This window comes from Streptomyces tauricus (assembly GCF_014650955.1).
GTDB lineage: Bacteria > Actinomycetota > Actinomycetes > Streptomycetales > Streptomycetaceae > Streptomyces > Streptomyces tauricus.
Genome location: NZ_BMVY01000046.1, coordinates 1 through 17,889, shown reverse-complemented (window position 1 = coordinate 17,889; position 17,889 = coordinate 1). Strand labels below are relative to the sequence as shown.

14 protein-coding genes are annotated in these 17,889 nt (G+C 71.3%); 5 read left to right on the top strand and 9 right to left on the bottom strand.

The features are described 5' to 3' along the window. Positions 1 to 138: 138 nt before the first annotated feature. Together IE278_RS37780 and IE278_RS37775 are read left to right on the top strand one after the other, a co-directional pair. Positions 139 to 2,211, top strand: a complete 2,073-nt coding sequence (locus tag IE278_RS37780; RefSeq protein WP_189779535.1) for an ATP-binding protein — start codon at positions 139 to 141, stop codon at positions 2,209 to 2,211. Positions 2,212 to 2,427: 216 nt separating this feature from the next. After that, on the top strand, positions 2,428 to 3,249 hold the full coding sequence (locus tag IE278_RS37775; RefSeq protein ID WP_189779534.1) for an alpha/beta fold hydrolase: 822 nt from the start codon (positions 2,428 to 2,430) through the stop codon (positions 3,247 to 3,249). Between the two features lie 75 nt (positions 3,250 to 3,324). Here IE278_RS37775 and corA read toward each other — a convergent pair whose 3' ends face one another. The 7 genes from corA to IE278_RS37740 all read right to left on the bottom strand — a co-directional run bounded on the left by corA (position 3,325) and on the right by IE278_RS37740 (position 10,723). Continuing rightward, complete coding sequence (gene corA / locus IE278_RS37770; RefSeq protein ID WP_189779533.1) at positions 3,325 to 4,407, bottom strand: magnesium/cobalt transporter CorA; 1,083 nt, start codon at positions 4,405 to 4,407, stop codon at positions 3,325 to 3,327. A 125-nt stretch (positions 4,408 to 4,532) separates the two neighbouring features. Further along, the gene (locus tag IE278_RS37765) at positions 4,533 to 4,946 is read right to left on the bottom strand and encodes a VOC family protein (protein ID WP_189779532.1); all 414 of its coding nucleotides are present in this window, start codon (positions 4,944 to 4,946) and stop codon (positions 4,533 to 4,535) included. Between the two features lie 158 nt (positions 4,947 to 5,104). Beyond that, entirely contained in the window at positions 5,105 to 5,734 is a 630-nt protein-coding gene (locus IE278_RS37760; RefSeq protein ID WP_189779558.1) for a potassium-transporting ATPase subunit C, read from the bottom strand. A 25-nt stretch (positions 5,735 to 5,759) separates the two neighbouring features. Further along, entirely contained in the window at positions 5,760 to 7,871 is a 2,112-nt protein-coding gene (gene kdpB / locus IE278_RS37755) for a potassium-transporting ATPase subunit KdpB (RefSeq protein ID WP_189779531.1), read from the bottom strand. Continuing rightward, positions 7,868 to 9,547 carry a potassium-transporting ATPase subunit KdpA gene (gene kdpA / locus IE278_RS37750; protein ID WP_189779530.1) on the bottom strand — a complete coding sequence of 560 codons (1,680 nt, stop codon included), beginning with the start codon at positions 9,545 to 9,547 and terminating at the stop codon, positions 7,868 to 7,870. The genes kdpB and kdpA overlap by 4 nt, the downstream gene beginning before the upstream one ends. A 7-nt stretch (positions 9,548 to 9,554) precedes the next feature. Beyond that, complete coding sequence (gene kdpF, locus IE278_RS37745; RefSeq protein ID WP_189779529.1) at positions 9,555 to 9,644, bottom strand: K(+)-transporting ATPase subunit F; 90 nt, start codon at positions 9,642 to 9,644, stop codon at positions 9,555 to 9,557. A gap of 344 nt (positions 9,645 to 9,988) precedes the next feature. Next, complete coding sequence (locus IE278_RS37740; protein ID WP_189779528.1) at positions 9,989 to 10,723, bottom strand: class I SAM-dependent methyltransferase; 735 nt, start codon at positions 10,721 to 10,723, stop codon at positions 9,989 to 9,991. 142 nt (positions 10,724 to 10,865) lie between these two features. Between IE278_RS37740 and IE278_RS37735 the strand changes: the two genes are divergently transcribed. After that, positions 10,866 to 12,449 (top strand): alpha-amylase family glycosyl hydrolase, encoded by a 1,584-nt coding sequence (locus IE278_RS37735; protein WP_189779527.1) that lies wholly within the window; start codon positions 10,866 to 10,868, stop codon positions 12,447 to 12,449. Between the two features lie 91 nt (positions 12,450 to 12,540). Here IE278_RS37735 and IE278_RS37730 read toward each other — a convergent pair whose 3' ends face one another. Continuing rightward, positions 12,541 to 13,779 carry a cytochrome P450 family protein gene (locus IE278_RS37730; protein ID WP_189779557.1) on the bottom strand — a complete coding sequence of 413 codons (1,239 nt, stop codon included), beginning with the start codon at positions 13,777 to 13,779 and terminating at the stop codon, positions 12,541 to 12,543. 120 nt (positions 13,780 to 13,899) lie between these two features. Then, positions 13,900 to 15,087, bottom strand: coding sequence for a flavin-dependent monooxygenase (locus tag IE278_RS37725; RefSeq protein ID WP_189779526.1), 1,188 nt, complete (start codon positions 15,085 to 15,087; stop codon positions 13,900 to 13,902). 351 nt (positions 15,088 to 15,438) lie between these two features. Between IE278_RS37725 and rho the strand changes: the two genes are divergently transcribed. Both rho and IE278_RS37715 read left to right on the top strand, forming a co-directional pair. Beyond that, positions 15,439 to 16,584, top strand: a complete 1,146-nt coding sequence (gene rho / locus IE278_RS37720) for a transcription termination factor Rho (protein ID WP_189779525.1) — start codon at positions 15,439 to 15,441, stop codon at positions 16,582 to 16,584. A gap of 113 nt (positions 16,585 to 16,697) precedes the next feature. Next, the coding region (locus tag IE278_RS37715; protein WP_189779524.1) for a D-alanyl-D-alanine carboxypeptidase family protein at positions 16,698 to 17,889 on the top strand (1,192 nt) is incomplete at its 3' end.

Here is a 17,889-nt window from a genome sequence, read left to right as displayed (position 1 = left end):
TGCCGGAACGTCTCCACGCTACGCCCGTTGACACCTCCGGGAGAGGATGAGTACCCGATTTCCGTCACTCCGCCGGGACTCGGACACGGGCGCCGCCGAGCGTTAGGGTGACCGCCATCGGTCGGGTGAGGAGGAGCGATGGGCGCCTCGGTACGCAGCAGCAGGAGCGGCAACCTTCCCGCCGAGTCCAACACGTTCGTCGGCCGCGACTCCGAACTCGCCCGGATCGGGACGCTGTTCGACTCCACGCGCCTCCTGACCCTCACCGGCCCGGGAGGCGTCGGCAAGTCCCGGCTGGCGCTGCGGGCCGCGCACACCGCACAGGCCGCGTTCCCCGGCGGAGTATGGCTGGTGGAACTCTCCGATCTGCAGAACGCGGACCTCCTCACGAACGCGGTGGCGGAGGCGACCCGGCTGACCGAGCAGACGCTCCGCCCGCTGCTGGTGGCGGTCTGCGAGCACCTCGACGACGGACCCCTGCTGCTCGTCCTGGACACCTGCGAGCACGTACTCGCCGAGTGCGGCCGTGTCGTCCAGGAACTCCTCGCGCACGTACCGGAGTTACGGGTCCTCGCCACCAGCCGCCAGCCGCTGGGCGTGCCCGGTGAGCATCTGCTGTCGGTGACACCCCTGCCGCTCGGCGAACACGCCGACGCCGTGGCGCTGTTCACGGCCCGCGCCACCGCCGCCGTACCGTCGTTCGCGCTGACCGACACCAACCGGGCCGCCGTCGCGGCGGTCTGCGCCCGGCTCGATGGCATTCCGCTCGCCCTGGAACTGGCGGCGGTCCGCCTGCGCGGTTTCCCTCTCGACCGTCTGCTGCAGGGCCTCGACTCCCGTTTCGACCTGCTCGTCTCACCCGCCCGGCCCCGGCTCGCCCGGCATCAGACACTGCGTACGGCGATCGGCTGGAGCCATGAGCTGTGCACCCCGCTGGAGCGGCTGCTGTGGGCCCGCCTGTCCGTCTTCGCGGGCGGCTGGGACGTGGAGGCCGCCGAATTCGTGTGCCACGGCGGCCCGTTGGACGCGGAGGAGATCCTCACCCTGCTCGCGTCCCTCACCGAGAAGTCGATCGTCACCCGCGAGCACGACAGCGTGGCCGGGCGCTACCGCATGCTCGACACCATCCGCACCTTCGGCGCCGACTGGCTGGAGGGCCTCGGCGAACAGGACGCCGTACGCGCCCGTCACCTCGACTACTTCCGCTGGATCGCCCGGCAGGGGGAGGCCGAGTGGCTCGGCCCCGGCCAGCGCATGTGGGCCGAACGGCTGAGTGTGGAGCACGCCAACCTGCGGGTCGCGCTGGAGGAGAGCCTGGCGGCGCCGGAGCCCGAACCGGCGCTCGAACTCACCGGCACGCTCTGGTACTTCTGGTTCGCGTGCGGCTTCGCCGACGAGGGGCGCGGCTATCTGGAGCGGGCGCTGCGCCGGGCACCCGAGGGCGCCCCCGGGCACACCCTGGCGACCTGGGCCCACCGGCTGGTCACCGTCGTACCGGACGACGTGGAGGCGGCCGAGTCGGTGAGCGCGGCATACGTGTGGCTGGCGCAGGAGCGCCGACTGCCCGTCTCCGCACTGCCGTTGACGGGAGCGAGCCTCGCGGTGCGCGGCGAGTCGGCGCGCTCCGCCCTGCTGTACGGCAGCAACGTCCAGGGGCCCGGGGCCGGGGGCGGCGCGGAGTTCTTCCAGCTGCTGACGCTGGCCGTGCAGGCCTATCTGCTGGCCGGGCAGGGCGCGTTCGAGCGGTGCGCGGTCGTCGCGGAGCGGCTGCGCGTCGACTGCGCGAAGCGGGGGGAGTTGTGGATGCGGGCCTGGGGGGACTTCTTCGTCGCCCTCGCCGGGATCGGGCTCGGGCGGCCGGAGGCGGCGCTGCGGTCCGCGCGCGAGGCGCTGGCGGCCAAGTGGCGCGTCCATGACCGGTTCGGCGCGGCGGCGGTCGCCGACCTCCTGATCGCGGCGGAGGCCGCCGCCGGCGAGCCCGAGCGGGCGGCCCGCCTCCTGGGCGTGGGGACCCGGCTCTGGTACACGGCCGGGCTCCCCCAGCTCGGCGACATCGAGACGACCGTCTTCCGCCGGGAGTACGCCCGCCACCTCCGGGCCGCCCTCGGCGACACCGGTTTCGCCGAAGCCGTGCGGGAAGGCCGCGGGCTGGGCCCGGAGGCGGCGATCCGGCTCGCGCTGAACGGCCTGGCGGACGAAGTGGACCTCTGACGCCCGACGGCCCGGTGCGGTCCCGTCCGGTCCCGTCCGGTCCGGCCGACGTGGCCGGCGTGGCCGGACGACGGATTGCGGAAACGGCGTACGAGCTTAGTGTCGAAAGCATGTCCACCGGCGGGGCACCGCGGATCGAGCGGGCGTCGGACCACTCCCCCGGCTGAACACGTGAAGAGCTGAGCACGCAACGACACGAGAAGAGAGGCGTCCCCCATGGGAACCTTCACCACCAGCGACGGCACCGGACTCTTCTACAAGGACTGGGGCACCGGTCAGCCGGTCGTCTTCAGCCACGGCTGGCCGCTCAACGCCGACGCCTGGGACGGGCAGGCGCGCCTGGTGGCCGACCACGGCTTCCGTGCCGTCGCCCACGACCGGCGGGGCCACGGCCGCTCCGACCAGCCGTGGCAGGGCAACCACATGGACCGGTACGCGGACGACCTGGCCGAACTCATCGAGGGTCTGAACCTCGACAACGTGATCCTGGTCGGTCACTCGACCGGCGGCGGCGAGGTGACCCGTTACATCGGCCGCCACGGCACCCGGCGGGTCGCCAAGGTCGTCCTGCTGGGCGCCGTACCGCCGCTGATGCTGAAGACGGCGGACAACCCCGAGGGCACCCCCCGTGAGGTGTTCGACGGCATCCGCGCCGGCGTCGAGGCGGACCGCTCGCAGTTCTACTGGGACCTCAGCGAGTCTTTCTACGGCTTCAACCGGCCCGGGGCCACCGTGTCGGAGGGTCTGCGCCGGTCCTTCTGGCTGTGGAGCATGCAGGTCGGCCTGAAGGCCGCGTACGACTGCGTCGAGCAGTTCTCCGAGCAGGACTTCACCGAGGACCTGCGCGCCATCGACGTGCCCACGCTGGTCGCGCACGGCGAGGACGACCAGATCGTGGCCATCGGGGCCGCCGCCGCGAAGACGGCCCAGATCGTCAAGGACGCCACCCTCAAGACGTACCCGGGCGCCCCGCACGGACTGGTCGGCGAGTTCGAGAAGTCCTTCAACGCCGATCTGCTGGCCTTCGTCAGGAGCTGAGTCCCCCGCGGCTCACGGGATGCCCGCCGCACCGGTGGGCATCCCGTCGGGCCCGCCGCCCCGCGCCGGCCGGACTCAGAGCCAGCCGTTGCGCCGGAACCCCCGGTGGATGCCGAGGCAGAGGGTGGCGATGACACCGAGGGCCAGCGGATAGCCGTACGTCCAGTGCAGTTCCGGCATGTGGTCGAAGTTCATGCCGTAGACGCCGCAGATCATGGTCGGTACGGCGACGATGGCGGCCCAGGCCGTGATCTTGCGCATGTCCTCGTTCTGGGCGACCGTCACCTGGGCCACATGGGCCTGGAGGATCGAGTCGAGCAGCCCGTCGAAGGCGTTGATCTGCTCGGTGGCCCGGGCCAGGTGGTCGGCCACGTCGCGGAAGTACGGCTGTATCTCCGGGGAGACGGCGGCCGGCGGCTCATGGGCGAGGATCTGCAGGGGCCGGTGCAGGGGCACCACCGCGCGCTTCAGTTCGAGCAGCTCGCGCTTGAGCTGGTAGATCTGGCCGGCGTCGCCGCGTGCGGTGCGCTCGGCGAAGACCGCGGTCTCGACGGCCTCTATGTCGTTCTGTACAGCGTCCGTGACGGCGAGGTAGTCGTCGACGACCTGGTCCGCGATGGCGTGCAGGACCGCCGAGGGCCCCTTCTGGAGCTGGTCGGGCAGGCTCTCCAGGGCTTCCCGGAGCGGACCGAGGGAGCCGTGGCTGCCGTGCCGGACGGTGATCACGAAGTCCTTGCCGACGAAGACCATCACCTCGCCGGTGTCCACGACCTCGCTGGTCGCGGTGAGCTGCTCGTGCTCGACGTACCGGACGGTCTTGAAGACGGCGAACAGGGTGTCGTCGTACCGGTCGACCTTCGGCCGCTGATGCGCGTGGATCGCGTCCTCGACGGCCAGCGGATGCAGGCCGAACAGCTCGGCGAGGTCGGCGAACTCCGCCTCGGTGGGCTCGTGCAGACCGATCCAGACGAAGCCCTCCCGGCCCTCGCGGGTCCGGCGGATCGCCTCGCCCGGCGCCCAGTCGCCGGGCTGCCGTCCGCCCTCGCGGTAGACCACGCAGTTCTCCACCGCGCTGCCGAGCGGGGAACGGGCGGGATGGCTGAGGTCCACCGTGCGGCGATAGGCGCGGCGGACCACTCTGCTGAGGTTGCGGATCATGGGCACTGACGGGGCTCCTTCGGTGACCGGGTCAGTGTGCCACCGGTCCGCGACCGCTCCGCCCACAGGTGCCCGGCGACCGGGGCGGGCGACCCGGCGGGGCCGCCCACCTCCAGGGCCTGGCGCTATTCCTGTGCCTGGGCGATGTTGACCATCCAGGGGATGCCGAACCGGTCCGTACACATCCCGAAGACGTCGCCCCACATCTGCTTCTCCAGCGGGACGGACACCGTGCCCCCGGCGGACAGCTTCTCCCAGTAGCCGCGCAGCTCGGTCTCGTCGTCGCCGCTGAGGCTCACCGAGAAGTTGCCGCCCGGCGAGTACTCCATGCCCGGTGGGGTGTCGGCCCCCATGAGGGTGAAGCCGCTGGGGGTCTCCAGCATGCCGTGCATGATCTGGTCGGCCTCCGGGGTGCCGGCGGCCCCGGACTCGCCGAAGGTGTTGAGGTTCAGCGTGCCGCCGAAGACCTCCTTGTAGAACTCCATCGCCGGCCGGGCGTCGCCGTCGAAGCTGATGTAGGGGTTGAGGCGTGAAGCCATGAAAACCTCCCAGATCGGACAGAACGAACAGTTGTCCGCAGACTAGCGCGGGCCACTGACAACGGCCCGGACCAGGCGTTCGGGCCCGCCACCGGCCCGCCGCCGGCCCGCGACCGGCTCCTCCTGGCCGCCTCCGCCACCCCCGCCCCGCCCCGGTGTCAGCCCTTCGTGAGGTCCTTGAGCGCGGTGTTGAGTTCGAGGACGTTCACCCGGGGCTCGCCCATGAAGCCGAGCGTGCGGCCCTCGGTGTGCTGGTCCACGAGCTTGCGCACCCGGTCCACCGGCAGGCCGTTCCGCTCGGCGACCCGGTGCACCTGGAGGTCGGCGTACGCCGGGGAGATGTCCGGGTCGAGGCCGGATCCGGAGGACGTCACCGCGTCGGCGGGGACCTGGGAGGGCCTCACCTTGTAGTCGACCGTCGAGTTGTCCTTGACGACCTTCGCCTTCGCCTCCTTCACCCACGCGATCAGTTCGGCGTTGTCGCCGGAGCGGTTGGTGGCACCCGAGAGGATCAGCTTGTACTGGGTGTTGACCGAGTTCTCGCCCAGGCCGTTGGCGGGCCGGGGCTGGAAGTAGTCGAGGCCGTAGCCCTGCTGGCCGATCAGCGAGGAGCCGACGACCTTGCCGTCCGAGGTGATCTCGGAGCCGTTGGCCTTCGAGTGGAAGAGCGCCTGGGCGACGCCCGTCACGGCGAGGGGGTAGAGCACCCCGCAGACCACGGTGAGGACCAGCAGGGCACGCAGCCCCGCGCCCAGCAGCCGGGCGGTGTTCGTGACCGAGTTGTTCATGACGATCAGCACGCTTTCAGGGGAGTCACAGGCCGGGGACGAGGGAGATGAGCAGATCGATGATCTTGATGCCGATGAAGGGCGCGACCAGTCCGCCCAGGCCGTAGATCCCGAGGTTGCGCCGCAGCAGCCGGTCGGCGCTGACCGGCCGGTACCGCACTCCGCGCAGGGCGAGCGGCACCAGGGCGATGATGACCAGCGCGTTGAAGATCACCGCGGAGAGGATCGCGGAGTCCGGTGAGGACAGCCGCATGATGTTGAGCTTGTCCAGGCCCGGGTAGACCGCCGCGAACAGCGCCGGGATGATCGCGAAGTACTTGGCGACGTCGTTGGCGATGGAGAACGTCGTCAGCGCGCCCCGGGTGATCAGCAGTTGCTTGCCGATCTCGACGATCTCGATGAGTTTGGTCGGGTTGGAGTCGAGGTCGACCATGTTGCCGGCCTCCTTGGCGGCCGAGGTGCCCGTGTTCATGGCCACCCCCACGTCCGCCTGGGCCAGCGCGGGCGCGTCGTTCGTACCGTCGCCCGTCATCGCGACGAGCTTGCCGCCCGCCTGCTCCCGCTTGATGAGCGCCATCTTGTCCTCGGGGGTGGCCTCCGCGAGGAAGTCGTCGACGCCCGCCTCCTCGGCGATGGCCCTGGCCGTCAGCGGGTTGTCGCCGGTGATCATGACGGTCTTGATGCCCATGCGGCGCAGTTCGTCGAACCGCTCGCGCATCCCGTCCTTGACGACGTCCTTGAGGTGGATGACGCCCAGCACACGGGCGCCCTCGGCGTCGTCGACGGCCACGAGCAGCGGGGTGCCGCCCGCCTCGGAGATCCGGTCGGACCGGGCCGCCACGTCCTCGGCGACCGCGCCGCCCCGCTCCCGCACCCAGGCGACGACCGACCCGGCCGCGCCCTTGCGGACCCTGCGTCCGTCGACGTCGACCCCGGACATCCGGGTCTGGGCGGTGAAGGTGATCCACTCGGCGTGCGCCAGCTCGCCCTGGTGGCGCTCGCGCAGCCCGTAGCGCTCCTTCGCCAGGATCACGACGGAACGGCCCTCGGGGGTCTCGTCGGCCAGTGAGGAGAGCTGGGCGGCGTCGGCGAGTTCGGCCTCGGTGGCCCCGGCGACGGGCACGAACTCGGCGGCCTGCCGGTTGCCCAGCGTGATGGTGCCGGTCTTGTCGAGCAGCAGCGTGGACACGTCTCCGGCGGCCTCGACCGCGCGGCCCGACATGGCCAGGACGTTGCGCTGCACCAGCCGGTCCATGCCCGCGATGCCGATCGCCGAGAGCAGCGCGCCGATCGTGGTCGGGATCAGACAGACGAGCAGGGCCACCAGCACGACCATCGTGAGGTGCGTGCCCGCGTAGTCCGCGAACGGCGGCAGGGTGGCCACCGCGAGGAGGAAGACGATCGTCAGCGAGGCCAGCAGGATGTTCAGCGCGATCTCGTTGGGGGTCTTCTGCCGGGCGGCGCCCTCGACCAGGCTGATCATGCGGTCGATGAAGGTCTCACCGGGCTTCGTGGTGATCTTGACGACGATGCGGTCGGACAGCACCTTCGTGCCGCCGGTGACGGCCGAGCGGTCGCCGCCGGACTCACGGATGACCGGGGCCGACTCCCCCGTGATCGCCGACTCGTCCACGGAAGCCACGCCCTCGACGACGTCACCGTCGCCGGGGATGATGTCGCCGGCCTCGCAGACGACCCGGTCGCCGATACGCAGCTCGGTGCCGGCCACCGGTTCCTCGGAGCCGCCGTCCTTGGACAGCCTGCGCGCGATCGTGTCGGTCTTGGCCTTGCGCAGGGTGTCCGCCTGCGCCTTGCCGCGGCCCTCCGCCACCGCCTCCGCCAGGTTGGCGAAGACGACCGTCAGCCAGAGCCAGGCGCTGATCGTCCAGCCGAACCAGTCGCCCGGGTCCTTGAACGAGAAGAGTGTCGTCAGGACCGAGCCGACCAGCACCACGAACATCACCGGGGACTTGACCATCACCCGGGGGTCGAGCTTGCGGAAGGCGTCCGGCAGCGACTTGACCAGCTGCCTCGGGTCGAAGAGACCCCCGCCGACGCGGCCTTCGCCGCCGGTGTGTCCACTCGGTGCGCCGGTGTCCGTACCGGTCTCGCCGTCGGTGTGTAGGTGTGTCGTCATGATGCCAGCCCCTCCGCCAGCGGACCCAGCGCGAGCGCGGGGAAATACGTGAGACCGGTGATGATGAGGATCGCGCCCACCAGCAGGCCGGTGAACAGCGGTTTGTCCGTGCGCAGGGTGCCCGCGGTCGCGGGTACGGGCTTCTGTCCGGCGAGCGAACCGGCCAGCGCGAGGACGAACACCATGGGCAGGAACCGGCCGAGCAGCATCGCAAGACCCAGGGTGGTGTTGAACCACTGGGTGTCCGCGTTCAGGCCCGCGAAGGCCGAGCCGTTGTTGTTGGCGGCGGACGTGTAGGCGTACAGGATCTCGGAGAAGCCGTGCGCCCCGGTGTTGGTCATGGAGTTGCCGGGGGTCGGCAGGGCCATGGCCGCGGCGGTGAGGACGAGGACCAGGGCCGGGGTGATGAGGATGTACAGGGCCGCGAACTTGATCTCGCGGGTGCCGATCTTCTTGCCCAGGTACTCGGGGGTGCGCCCGACCATCAGACCGGCGATGAACACCGCGATGATCGCCATGATCAGCATGCCGTAGAGGCCGGATCCGGTGCCGCCCGGCGCGATCTCGCCGAGCTGCATGCCCAGCATCGTGATGCCGCCGCCCAGGCCCGTGAACGAGGAGTGGAAGGAGTCCACCGCGCCGGTCGAGGTCAGGGTCGTGGACACCGCGAAGATCGACGAGGCGCCGACGCCGAAGCGGGTCTCCTTGCCCTCCAGGGCGCCGCCCGCGAGGTCGAAGGCGGGGCCGTGGTGGGCGAACTCGGTCCACATCATCAGGGCGACGAAGCCGACCCAGATGGTGGCCATCGTGGCGAGGATCGCGTAGCCCTGCTTGAGGCTGCCGACCATGCGGCCGAAGGTGCGGGTCAGCGAGAACGGGACGACCAGGAGCAGGAAGATCTCGAAGAGGTTCGAGAAGGGAGTGGGGTTCTCGAAGGGGTGCGCGCTGTTGGCGTTGAAGTAGCCGCCGCCGTTGGTGCCGAGTTCCTTGATGGCCTCCTGGGAGGCGACCGCGCCGCCGTTCCACTGCTGCGAGCCGCCGGAGCTGTGCCCATCGACGAATTGGCCGACCTCGTGGATGCCGGAGAAGTTCTGGATCACCCCGCAGGCGACCAGGACGATCGCCGCGACCACGGACAGCGGTATCAGGATGCGGACGACCCCGCGGACGAGGTCCGCCCAGAAGTTGCCGAGGTCGCCGCCGCGGGAGCGCGCGAAGCCTCGTACGAGGGCGACGGCGACCGCGATGCCGACGGCCGCGGAGACGAAGTTCTGCACGGCCAGGCCGGCGGTCTGCACGACGTGGCCCATGGCCTGTTCGCCGTAGTACGACTGCCAGTTGGTGTTCGTCACGAAGGAGACGGCGGTGTTGAACGCCTGGTCCGGATCGATCGAGGAGAAGCCGAGCGAACCGGGCAGCACACCCTGCAGCCGCTGCAGGAGGTACAGGAAGAGCACCCCGGCGGCGGAGAAGGCGAGGACTCCGCGCAGATACGCGGGCCAGCGCATCCCGGTGTCCGGGTCGGCGCCGATGCCCTTGTAGATCCACTTCTCGACGCGCAGATGGCGGTCGGAGGAGTAGACCCGGGCCATGTGGTCACCGAGGGGGCGGTGGACGAGTGCCAGCGCCGCTATGAGTGCCAGCAACTGGAGAATACCGGCGAGTACGGGGCTCATGTTGTGCTCAGAACCTCTCGGGGAACACAAGGGCGAGGACGAGATAGCCCAGCAGGGCGACGGCCACGATCAGACCGATGATGTTGTCGGCGGTCACAGCTTCGTCACCCCCTTGGCGACGAGGGCCACCAGCGCGAAGACCGCGATCGTGACGACGACGAAGGCCACATCGGCCATCGTGAGCTCCTGGATGAGGTGCGGGTGCGGTCGTCGGCACCCCGACGCGCCGCGTCAGGTCCCGGCCGACCGCCTTGACCTCCTGAGCAAACATCCGCAGGAACCGCGCGCGGCGCCCGTTGACGGCTCCCATACGCCGCTCGGCACGCTCTTGACGGATCTCATACGCCAGTTCGACGGGCAGCTGGGGACGGCGGGCCGCGAAGGCGCAGGGAGCGGGGCCGGGGCCAGCCAGGAGTGGGCCCGGATGGGGCCCGGAGCGGGCTAAACCGCTGGTCCGGGCCTCGTCGCCACCACCATGCGACAGCGCGGGCTGCCGTCATCCCTGCGGCCGAACTCGGGCAGGGCGTGCAGTTCGACGGTGAAGCCCGCGCGGACCAGTTCCCGCCGCACGTCCCCGAGCCGGAACGCCCGGTAGTACATGACGAACGGAGGACGCCACACGGCGTTGCGTACCTTCATCACCGCGTCGAAGCCGAGCATGGCCCAGTAGCCGGGCGAGCCGGGGCGGGCCGGCGCCGTGACCGGGAAGGCGAACCGGCCGCCGGGCCTGAGCACCGAGTGGACCTGCGCGAACAGCCCCGGCAGTTCGCGGGGCAGGAAGTGTCCGAACGCCCCGAAGCTCACCACCAGGTCGAAGACCGGCCCGAACGGCAGGGCGAGGGCGTCGCCGCGAACCCAGGTGGCGGGCGGCCCGCCGGGCCGTTCACGCCGTCGTGCCTCGGCGAGCATGCCCGCGCTGATGTCGATGCCGGTGACGCTCTCCCGGCACACCGTCCCCAGCACGTCCATGCCCGCGCCGGTGCCGCAGCACAGGTCGAGCCCGCTGCCGAACGGGCCGATGCCCGTCAGGGCCCGCGCGACGGACCGCAGGAACGAGTCCGGCGTACGGAACGGAGTGTGGTCGAACTTCGGCGCGAGGAGGTCGTAGCCGTGCTCGACGGACGACAACGCCTGCACGGCGAGTTCGCGGAACGTGGGGCCCTGAGGGGTGAACATCGTCGATCAGCTTAGGGCTTCCCGAGAGCTTCCCGAAGGCTTCTCGTGGGCTTCGGCCATGGCGCGGCCTTTCGGACGGCCCCGGGCGCTGTCACCCTCGACATCGAGGACGTTCCGCCCAGGGAAAGGCTGTACCCGCCCCATGAGCTCCTTCCGCCCCGCACCCGCATGGCTGGCCGACGCGGTCTTCTACCAGATCTACCCGCAGTCGTTCGCGGACTCGAACGGCGACGGGATCGGCGACTTCGACGGCATCTGCGAGAAGCTGGACCACCTGGCCTGGCTCGGGGTGAACACCGTCTGGCTGAACCCGTGTTTCGCCTCGCCCTTCGGGGACGCCGGATACGACGTCTCGGACTATCTGAACGTGGCCCCCCGCTACGGCTCGAACGAGGACCTGGCCAAGCTCGTCGACCGGGCACGCGGTCGCGGGATTCGCGTACTGCTCGACCTGGTCGCGGGACACACCTCCGACCAGCACCCGTGGTTCACCGCGTCGGCGGACGACCCCGACGACCATCGCTACATCTGGGCCGCGGAGGGCCGCCCGGACGGCTTCGTCGCCTCCCCCGGCAGCCGGCCGGGCTCGTACCTGCCGAACTTCTTCTCCTTCCAGCCCGCCCTCAACTTCGGTTACGCGCGCCAGGATCCGGCCGAGCCGTGGCGTCAGCCGGTGGACGCGGAGGGTCCGCGCGCCAACCGGGAGGCGCTGCGCACGATCATGGACCACTGGCTGGGCCTCGGTCTGTCGGGCTTCCGCGTCGACATGGCGGCCTCGCTCGTCAAGGACGACCCGGACAAGGCGGAGACGAGCGGGATCTGGACGGAGCTGCGCCACTGGCTGGACCGTACGCACCCGGACGCGGTGATCCTCTCGGAGTGGGGCGACCCGGAGGTGTCCGTCCCGGCGGGGTTCCACACGGACTTCTTCCTCCAGTTCGGCGGTCCCTCGGACGGCCTCGCGCTGCGCTCGCTGTGGAGCAACGGCTCCGGGACGGTCAACCTCGACTGGGATCCGCTCGACTGCTTCTTCGACCCGAGCGGCAAGGGCTCGCCGCGGCCCTTCGTCGAGGCCTGGCAGCAGGCGTCGACGGCCCTCGGCGACAGCGGCTTCATCTCGCTGCCGACCGCCAACCACGACTTCTCGCGGCTCAACTGCGGGCCGCGCTCGGCCGAACAGCTCCCCGTCGCCTTCGTCTTCCAGCTCACCTGGCCCACCCTGCCCGCCATCTACTACGGCGACGAGATCGGTATGCGGTACATCCCGGACCTCCCCGACACGGAGGGCAGTGTGCTCGGGCCCGCCTACAACCGGGCCGGTTCCCGTACGCCGATGCAGTGGGACGACGGTCCGAACGCCGGTTTCTCGACGTCCGGGCACCCCTATCTGCCGGTCGACCCCGATCCCGCCCGCCCCACCGTCGCCGCCCAGCGCGCCGACGACACGTCCCTCCTCCACCTCGTACGCCGTCTCATCGCCCTGCGCACCACCACCCCCGAACTCGGCCCGGACGGCTCGGTGGAGGTCGTGCACGCGGGCTACCCCTTCGTGCACGTACGCGGCGGACGGTATCTCGTGGTCGTCAACCCCCGCCAGGAGCCGACGAGTTGCCCACTAGGTGACCTCCGGCCGGGCCGGGCCCTGGAAGCCTCCGGCGTCGTCACCGACGGCGGCACGATCACCGCGGAGGCATTCAGTTACGGGATCTTCGAACTGCCCCGGTAGCCGAAGACCCCGCGCCCACCGACGAACGGCCCCCACGCGAATCGACACACCGTCCAGGATTCACCGCCATGGCTGTTCCGGCAGGTCGGCGTCACAGCCGTACGGGGAGTTCCTGGACGCTGTTGCCCACGAAACTGGCGCCCCGGGCGAGGCCCGCCTCGGGGACGGCGAGGTCGAGGCCGGGGAAGCGCGTGAACAGGCGTTCCAGGGCGATGGCGGACTCCATCCGGGCCAGTGGGGCGCCCAGGCAGTAGTGGGCGCCGTGGCCGAGGGACAGATGCCGGGTGGCGCCGGGCTCCGCGGGCCTGCTGACGTCGAAGAGGTCGGCGTCGGGGCCGTGCGCGGCCCTGTCACGGCCCGCGGCCGAGTAGCCGGCGAGGACGGGTGTGCCCGCGGGTATGACGGTGCCGTCGACGGTCAGGTCGCGGACCGGGTAGCGGAAGGGGAAGTAGCTGACCGGCGCGTCCCAGCGCAGGGTCTCCTCGACGGCGTCGGACCAGCTCGCCTCGCCCCGCAGGACGCGTGCCAGCTGGTCACGGTGGCCGCACAGGGCGCGTACGGCGTTGGTGATCAGGTTCAGCGTGGTCTCGTGCCCGGCGATGATCATCAGCACCAGGGTGCCGAGGAGTTCCTCGTGGCTGAGCCGGTCGCCGCCCTCGTCGCGGGCGGCGATCAGCGCGCTGGTGAGGTCGTCGCCCGGCCGGGCGGTCCTGGCCTCGACGACCGCGCCGAGGACGGCCAGCAGTTCCCGGTTGGCGGCCAGCGCGCGCTCGGGGCCGATGTCGGTGGCGACGACCTGGTTGGAGAGGTGGTGGAGGCGGTCGCGGAACTCGGCGTCCACGCCCAGCAGTTCGCAGATGACACCCATCGGCAGGGGCAGCGCGAAGTGCGCGCGCAGATCGGCGACTCCCCCGCCGTCCCGGGCCGCCCGCTCCAGGTCGTCGAGCAGCCTCGCGGTCAACTCCTCGACGCGCGGGCGCAGTTCCTCGACCCGTCGGACGGTGAACGCCTTGCTGACCAGTGAGCGCAGCCGCCGGTGGTCGTCGCCGTCGGCGGTCGTCATACCCCGTACCGTCGCGAAGGTCGCGAGGGGCCAGCCGGGGGCGATCCGGCCCTCCCGCAGCGCGGTGAAGTGCCCGGCGTTCTTGGCGACTCGGGGGTGGGCGAGGAACTCCTTCAACGCCTCGTGCCCCAGGACCGCCACGCCGTCCACCCCGCCGGGCAGGACGACCGGCGCCACGGCTCCGCGTGCGAGCAGCCGCGCGTTGTCGGCGTGCGGGCACCCGCCGGCCGGGTCCAGGCGATGCGGCGCACCGGCCGCCCCGGCCACATCTGCCGTACCGGGCGTATCGGAGGTGTCCGGCGGGCTGGCCGACGGACTGTTCGACGGTTCGGCTGCCGTGCTGTCCAACGCGATCTCCTGACTGCGGTCGACGGCAGTCGGAGGCCGTCACAGGAAGGGGGTGCCCGGGTCGACGCCCGAGAGTACGCGGCCGTAGATCTCCAGGTTGGTGGCGGGGTTGACGAAGGAGTGCAGACACAGGGCGTTGATGTCGCGGGCGATGCGCTGCAGGGGCACGGACCGCTGGAGGGAGGAGGCGCCGGCGGCCGAGGCGAGCAGATCGACGGCCTCCTTGCAGAGCCGGGTGAGGTAGCCGCACTCCGCACGGATCCTGGCCCTCTCCCGCGGGGTGTACGGCTCACCGTCACGGGCCTTGGTCTCGATCTCGGTGATCAGCCGGCCGGCCACGAGTTCGGCGGCGGAGATCCTCATCCGGGCCTCGGCGGCCTGGAGATGGGTGACGGTGGCCTCGTTCTGCCGCTCGTAGAAGGTGTAGGTGATGCCGCGCCGGTGGATGCGCTCGTCGAACTGCGTCAGCGCCGCCCGCCCCAGGCCCAGCGCCACCGCCGCCGTCCAGGCGCAGAACAGCAGCAGTACAGGCATGCGGTAGAAGGGGTCGTCCGCGTTGGTCCTGGACGGGATCCGCCCGGCGAGCATCGGCTCTACCGGGAGCACCCGGTGCGCGGGGACGGGAATGTTCCGGGCCACGACCGTGTTGCTGCCGGTACCGGCGAGACCTGTGGTGTCCCAGTCGTCCAGGATCTCCAGCTCGGCCATCGGCACCGCGAGCCACAGCATCTCCGGCGGCCCCTCCTGGGGACGTCCGTCGGCCCGGACGACCGCGGCCGTCAGCAGATGCCAGTCCGCGTGATGACAGCCGGTCGCGAAGCCCGAGGCGCCGTCCACCCGATAGCCCCCGTCGTACGGCACCGCCGTGGCGCCGGGGACGAGCGTGCCGCCGATCCTGACATCGGGGCCGGCGGGACCGGTGAAGAAGTCGTCCTGTGCCTCGTCGGGAAAGAGTGCCGCGATGTACGAGACGCCCGCGTGACTGAGTGTCACCCAGGCCGTGGAGGCGCATTCGAGGGCGATCTCGGCGAAGGCGTCGACCTGGGTGCGCAGCGGAGTCCGGCAACCGCCGTACCGCTCGGGGACGTTCATCCGGTGCACACCGGTGCAGCTCAGCGCGGTGACGACCTCGTCCGGCACCCGCCGGTCGTGCTCGGCCCGCAGCGCGTTCTGCCTGATCAGCGGCCGTAACTCCCGTATCCGTTCGACGATCCCGGCATCGACCATGCCGACCACCGTGGCGCGAGGCACCACCTGTGTCAACGCCCCGGGATCCGGCCACGCCGGCACCGCCGAACGAGATGGTGCTACAGTGGCTTCGGCACTTGTGTACGCCTGCTTTCTGGCGCCGGTGCCGATCTCCTCTCCTCCCGCTGGTCCGCCCGTCGATTCCCGACCGGCGCACAGCATCTTCTTCGCAGCACCTCCCTCCGTACGGCGTTCATCCGCTGTACGCGGTTCACGAGGTGACGCGTTCCGCCGCGCAGGGCGTGAAGCCACCGCCCCTGCTCCGGCCTCTCCCCCTCAACAGCACGACCCCTCCGAGAACTTGACTCCGTCCGCGAAAGGACACCCCTCATGACCACCACACTCGAACGCCCGCCCACTCCCGTCACAGACCAGGAGCAGGCCGCCGGCGTACTCGACATCACCTCGAACGGGCAGGGCCATCTGCGCGCCGAGAACCTGCTCCCCTCAGCAGCCGACCTGCTGGTCCCCGCCTCCCTGATCCGCCGGTACGGCCTGCGCAAGGGCGACCGCGTCGAAGGACCGCGCGGCCGGCAGCGCGCCCTCACCGAGATCGAACGGATCAACGGCCGCCCCGCCGACGAGGCACGCGGCCGGCCGCACTTCCGTGACCTGACCCCGCTGCACCCGCGTCAGCGGCTGCGCCTCGAACACCCCGCGGGCGGTCTGACCACCCGCCTGGTCGACCTGGTCGCGCCGATCGGCAAGGGCCAGCGCGGACTGATCGTCGCCCCGCCCAAGACCGGCAAGACCGTGCTGCTCCAGCAACTGGCCGCCGCCGTGGCCGGCAACCACCCCGAGGCCCACCTGATGGTGGTGCTCCTCGACGAGCGTCCCGAGGAGGTGACCGACATGCGCCGGTCCGTCCGCGGCGAGGTGTTCGCCTCCACCTTCGACCAGAGCCCGAAGCAGCACATCGCGCTCGCGGAGCTGGCCGTCGAGCGGGCCAAGCGGCTCGTCGAGGCGGGCCAGGACGTCGTGATCCTGCTCGACTCGCTCACCCGGCTGTGCCGGGCGCACAACAACGCTGCCGCCGCGGGTGGCCGCACCCTCAGCGGCGGTGTCGACGCGGCGTCGCTCCAGGGGCCCAAGCGGCTCTTCGGCGCCGCGCGTCTCGCCGAGGAGGGCGGCTCGCTCACCATCATCGCCACGGCCCTCGTGGACACCGGCTCCCGTGCCGACGACTACTACTTCGAGGAGCTCAAGAGCACCGGCAACATGGAGCTGCGGCTGGACCGCACCCTCGCGTCCCGGCGTGTCTTCCCCGCCGTCGACATCACCCCGTCCGGCACCCGCCGTGAGGAACTCCTCATCCCGGCGGCCGAGTTGACGGCCGTACGAGGGCTGCGGCGCGCCCTGCACTCCCGCGGCGACGGCCAGGCCGGTCTGGAGACCCTGCTGGAGCGGATGCGGCAGACCCCGGACAACGCTGCCTTCCTCAGGCAGGTCCAGCAGACGGTGCCGGGCAGTCAGTAGGCGACCCGGAACACCTGCCGTGTGTCGGCGTCCGCTGCGGCATCCGGGTGTTCGACAGCTCCGTTCGGCCGAGGCGGTTCGCCTTGCGACCTGCGCGTTCCTACGTTTGCGGTATGACCATCCGACTCCCTGCCCGCACGGCCGTCTCCTGCTCCGCCCTCTGCGTCGTCGGGGCGCTCGCCCTCGTGCCGGGACCGGTCGCGGCCCTCGGCGGGGCGCACACGACCGCCACCGGGTCCCGTGTCGGAACGGGCAGCGCACACACCGGGCCCACACCGAGCACCGCCAATCCGCCGCCCGCGCCTCCCTCATCGTCCTCTCCGCCCTCACTGCCCTCCCAGCCCGCGACGCCCTCGACGCACGCGACGCACGCGACCCTGGACCGTCCCGGGACACAGGTGCGGCTCCGGGCCGGAGCGCCCGGCGTGCCGCGGGAGATGTCCGCCCGGTCATGGCTGGTGGCCGACGCCGACACCGGCGACGTACTCGCGGCACACAACGCGCACCTCGCGCTGCCGCCCGCCAGCACCCTGAAGGCCCTCTTCGCGCTGACCGTGCTCCCGGTGCTGCCTCCGGCCGTCCGGCACACCGTCACCGAGGCGGACCTGGCGGACATCGGCCCCGGCAGCAGCCTGGTCGGAGTCCGCGCGGGACGTACCTACCGGGCGTCCGACCTGTGGCGGGGCGTCTTCCTCAACTCCGGCAACGACGCCGTCCACGTACTCGCCGAGATGAACGGCGGCTGGCACGCCACGGCCGCCCAGATGCAGGCCAAGGCCCGGTCCCTGGGCGCCCATGACACCCGGGTCGTCTCCCCCGACGGCTACGACATGCCCGGGCAGGTGTCGTCCGCGTACGACCTGGCCGTCTTCGGGCGCGCGGGGCTGCGCAACACGGACTTCGTCCGCTACTGCGCCACCGTCCGCGCGAAGTTCCCCGGCGACGGCTGGGCGTACGAGATCGAGAACACCAACCGGCTGCTGACCGGTGCCGACGGGGTCGCGGCCTACCCCGGGCTCATCGGCATCAAGAACGGCTCCACCTCCCAGGCCGGCAGCACCCTCGTCGCCGCCGCGCGCCGGGGCGGCCACACCCTCGTCGTCACCGTGATGGACCCCCAGGAGGGCGGCCGGTTCGCCGTGTACGAGGAGGCGCGCGCCTTGCTCGACTGGGGTTTCGGGGCCACCGGCCGGGTCGACCCGGTCGGATCCCTTCAGCCTCGTCCCGCGTCGCCCGCCACCGCGGGTCCGCCGGCCGGGGCACGGCCCGGCCCCGGTCCGGCCGCCGCCCCGCCGGCCGGTCCTT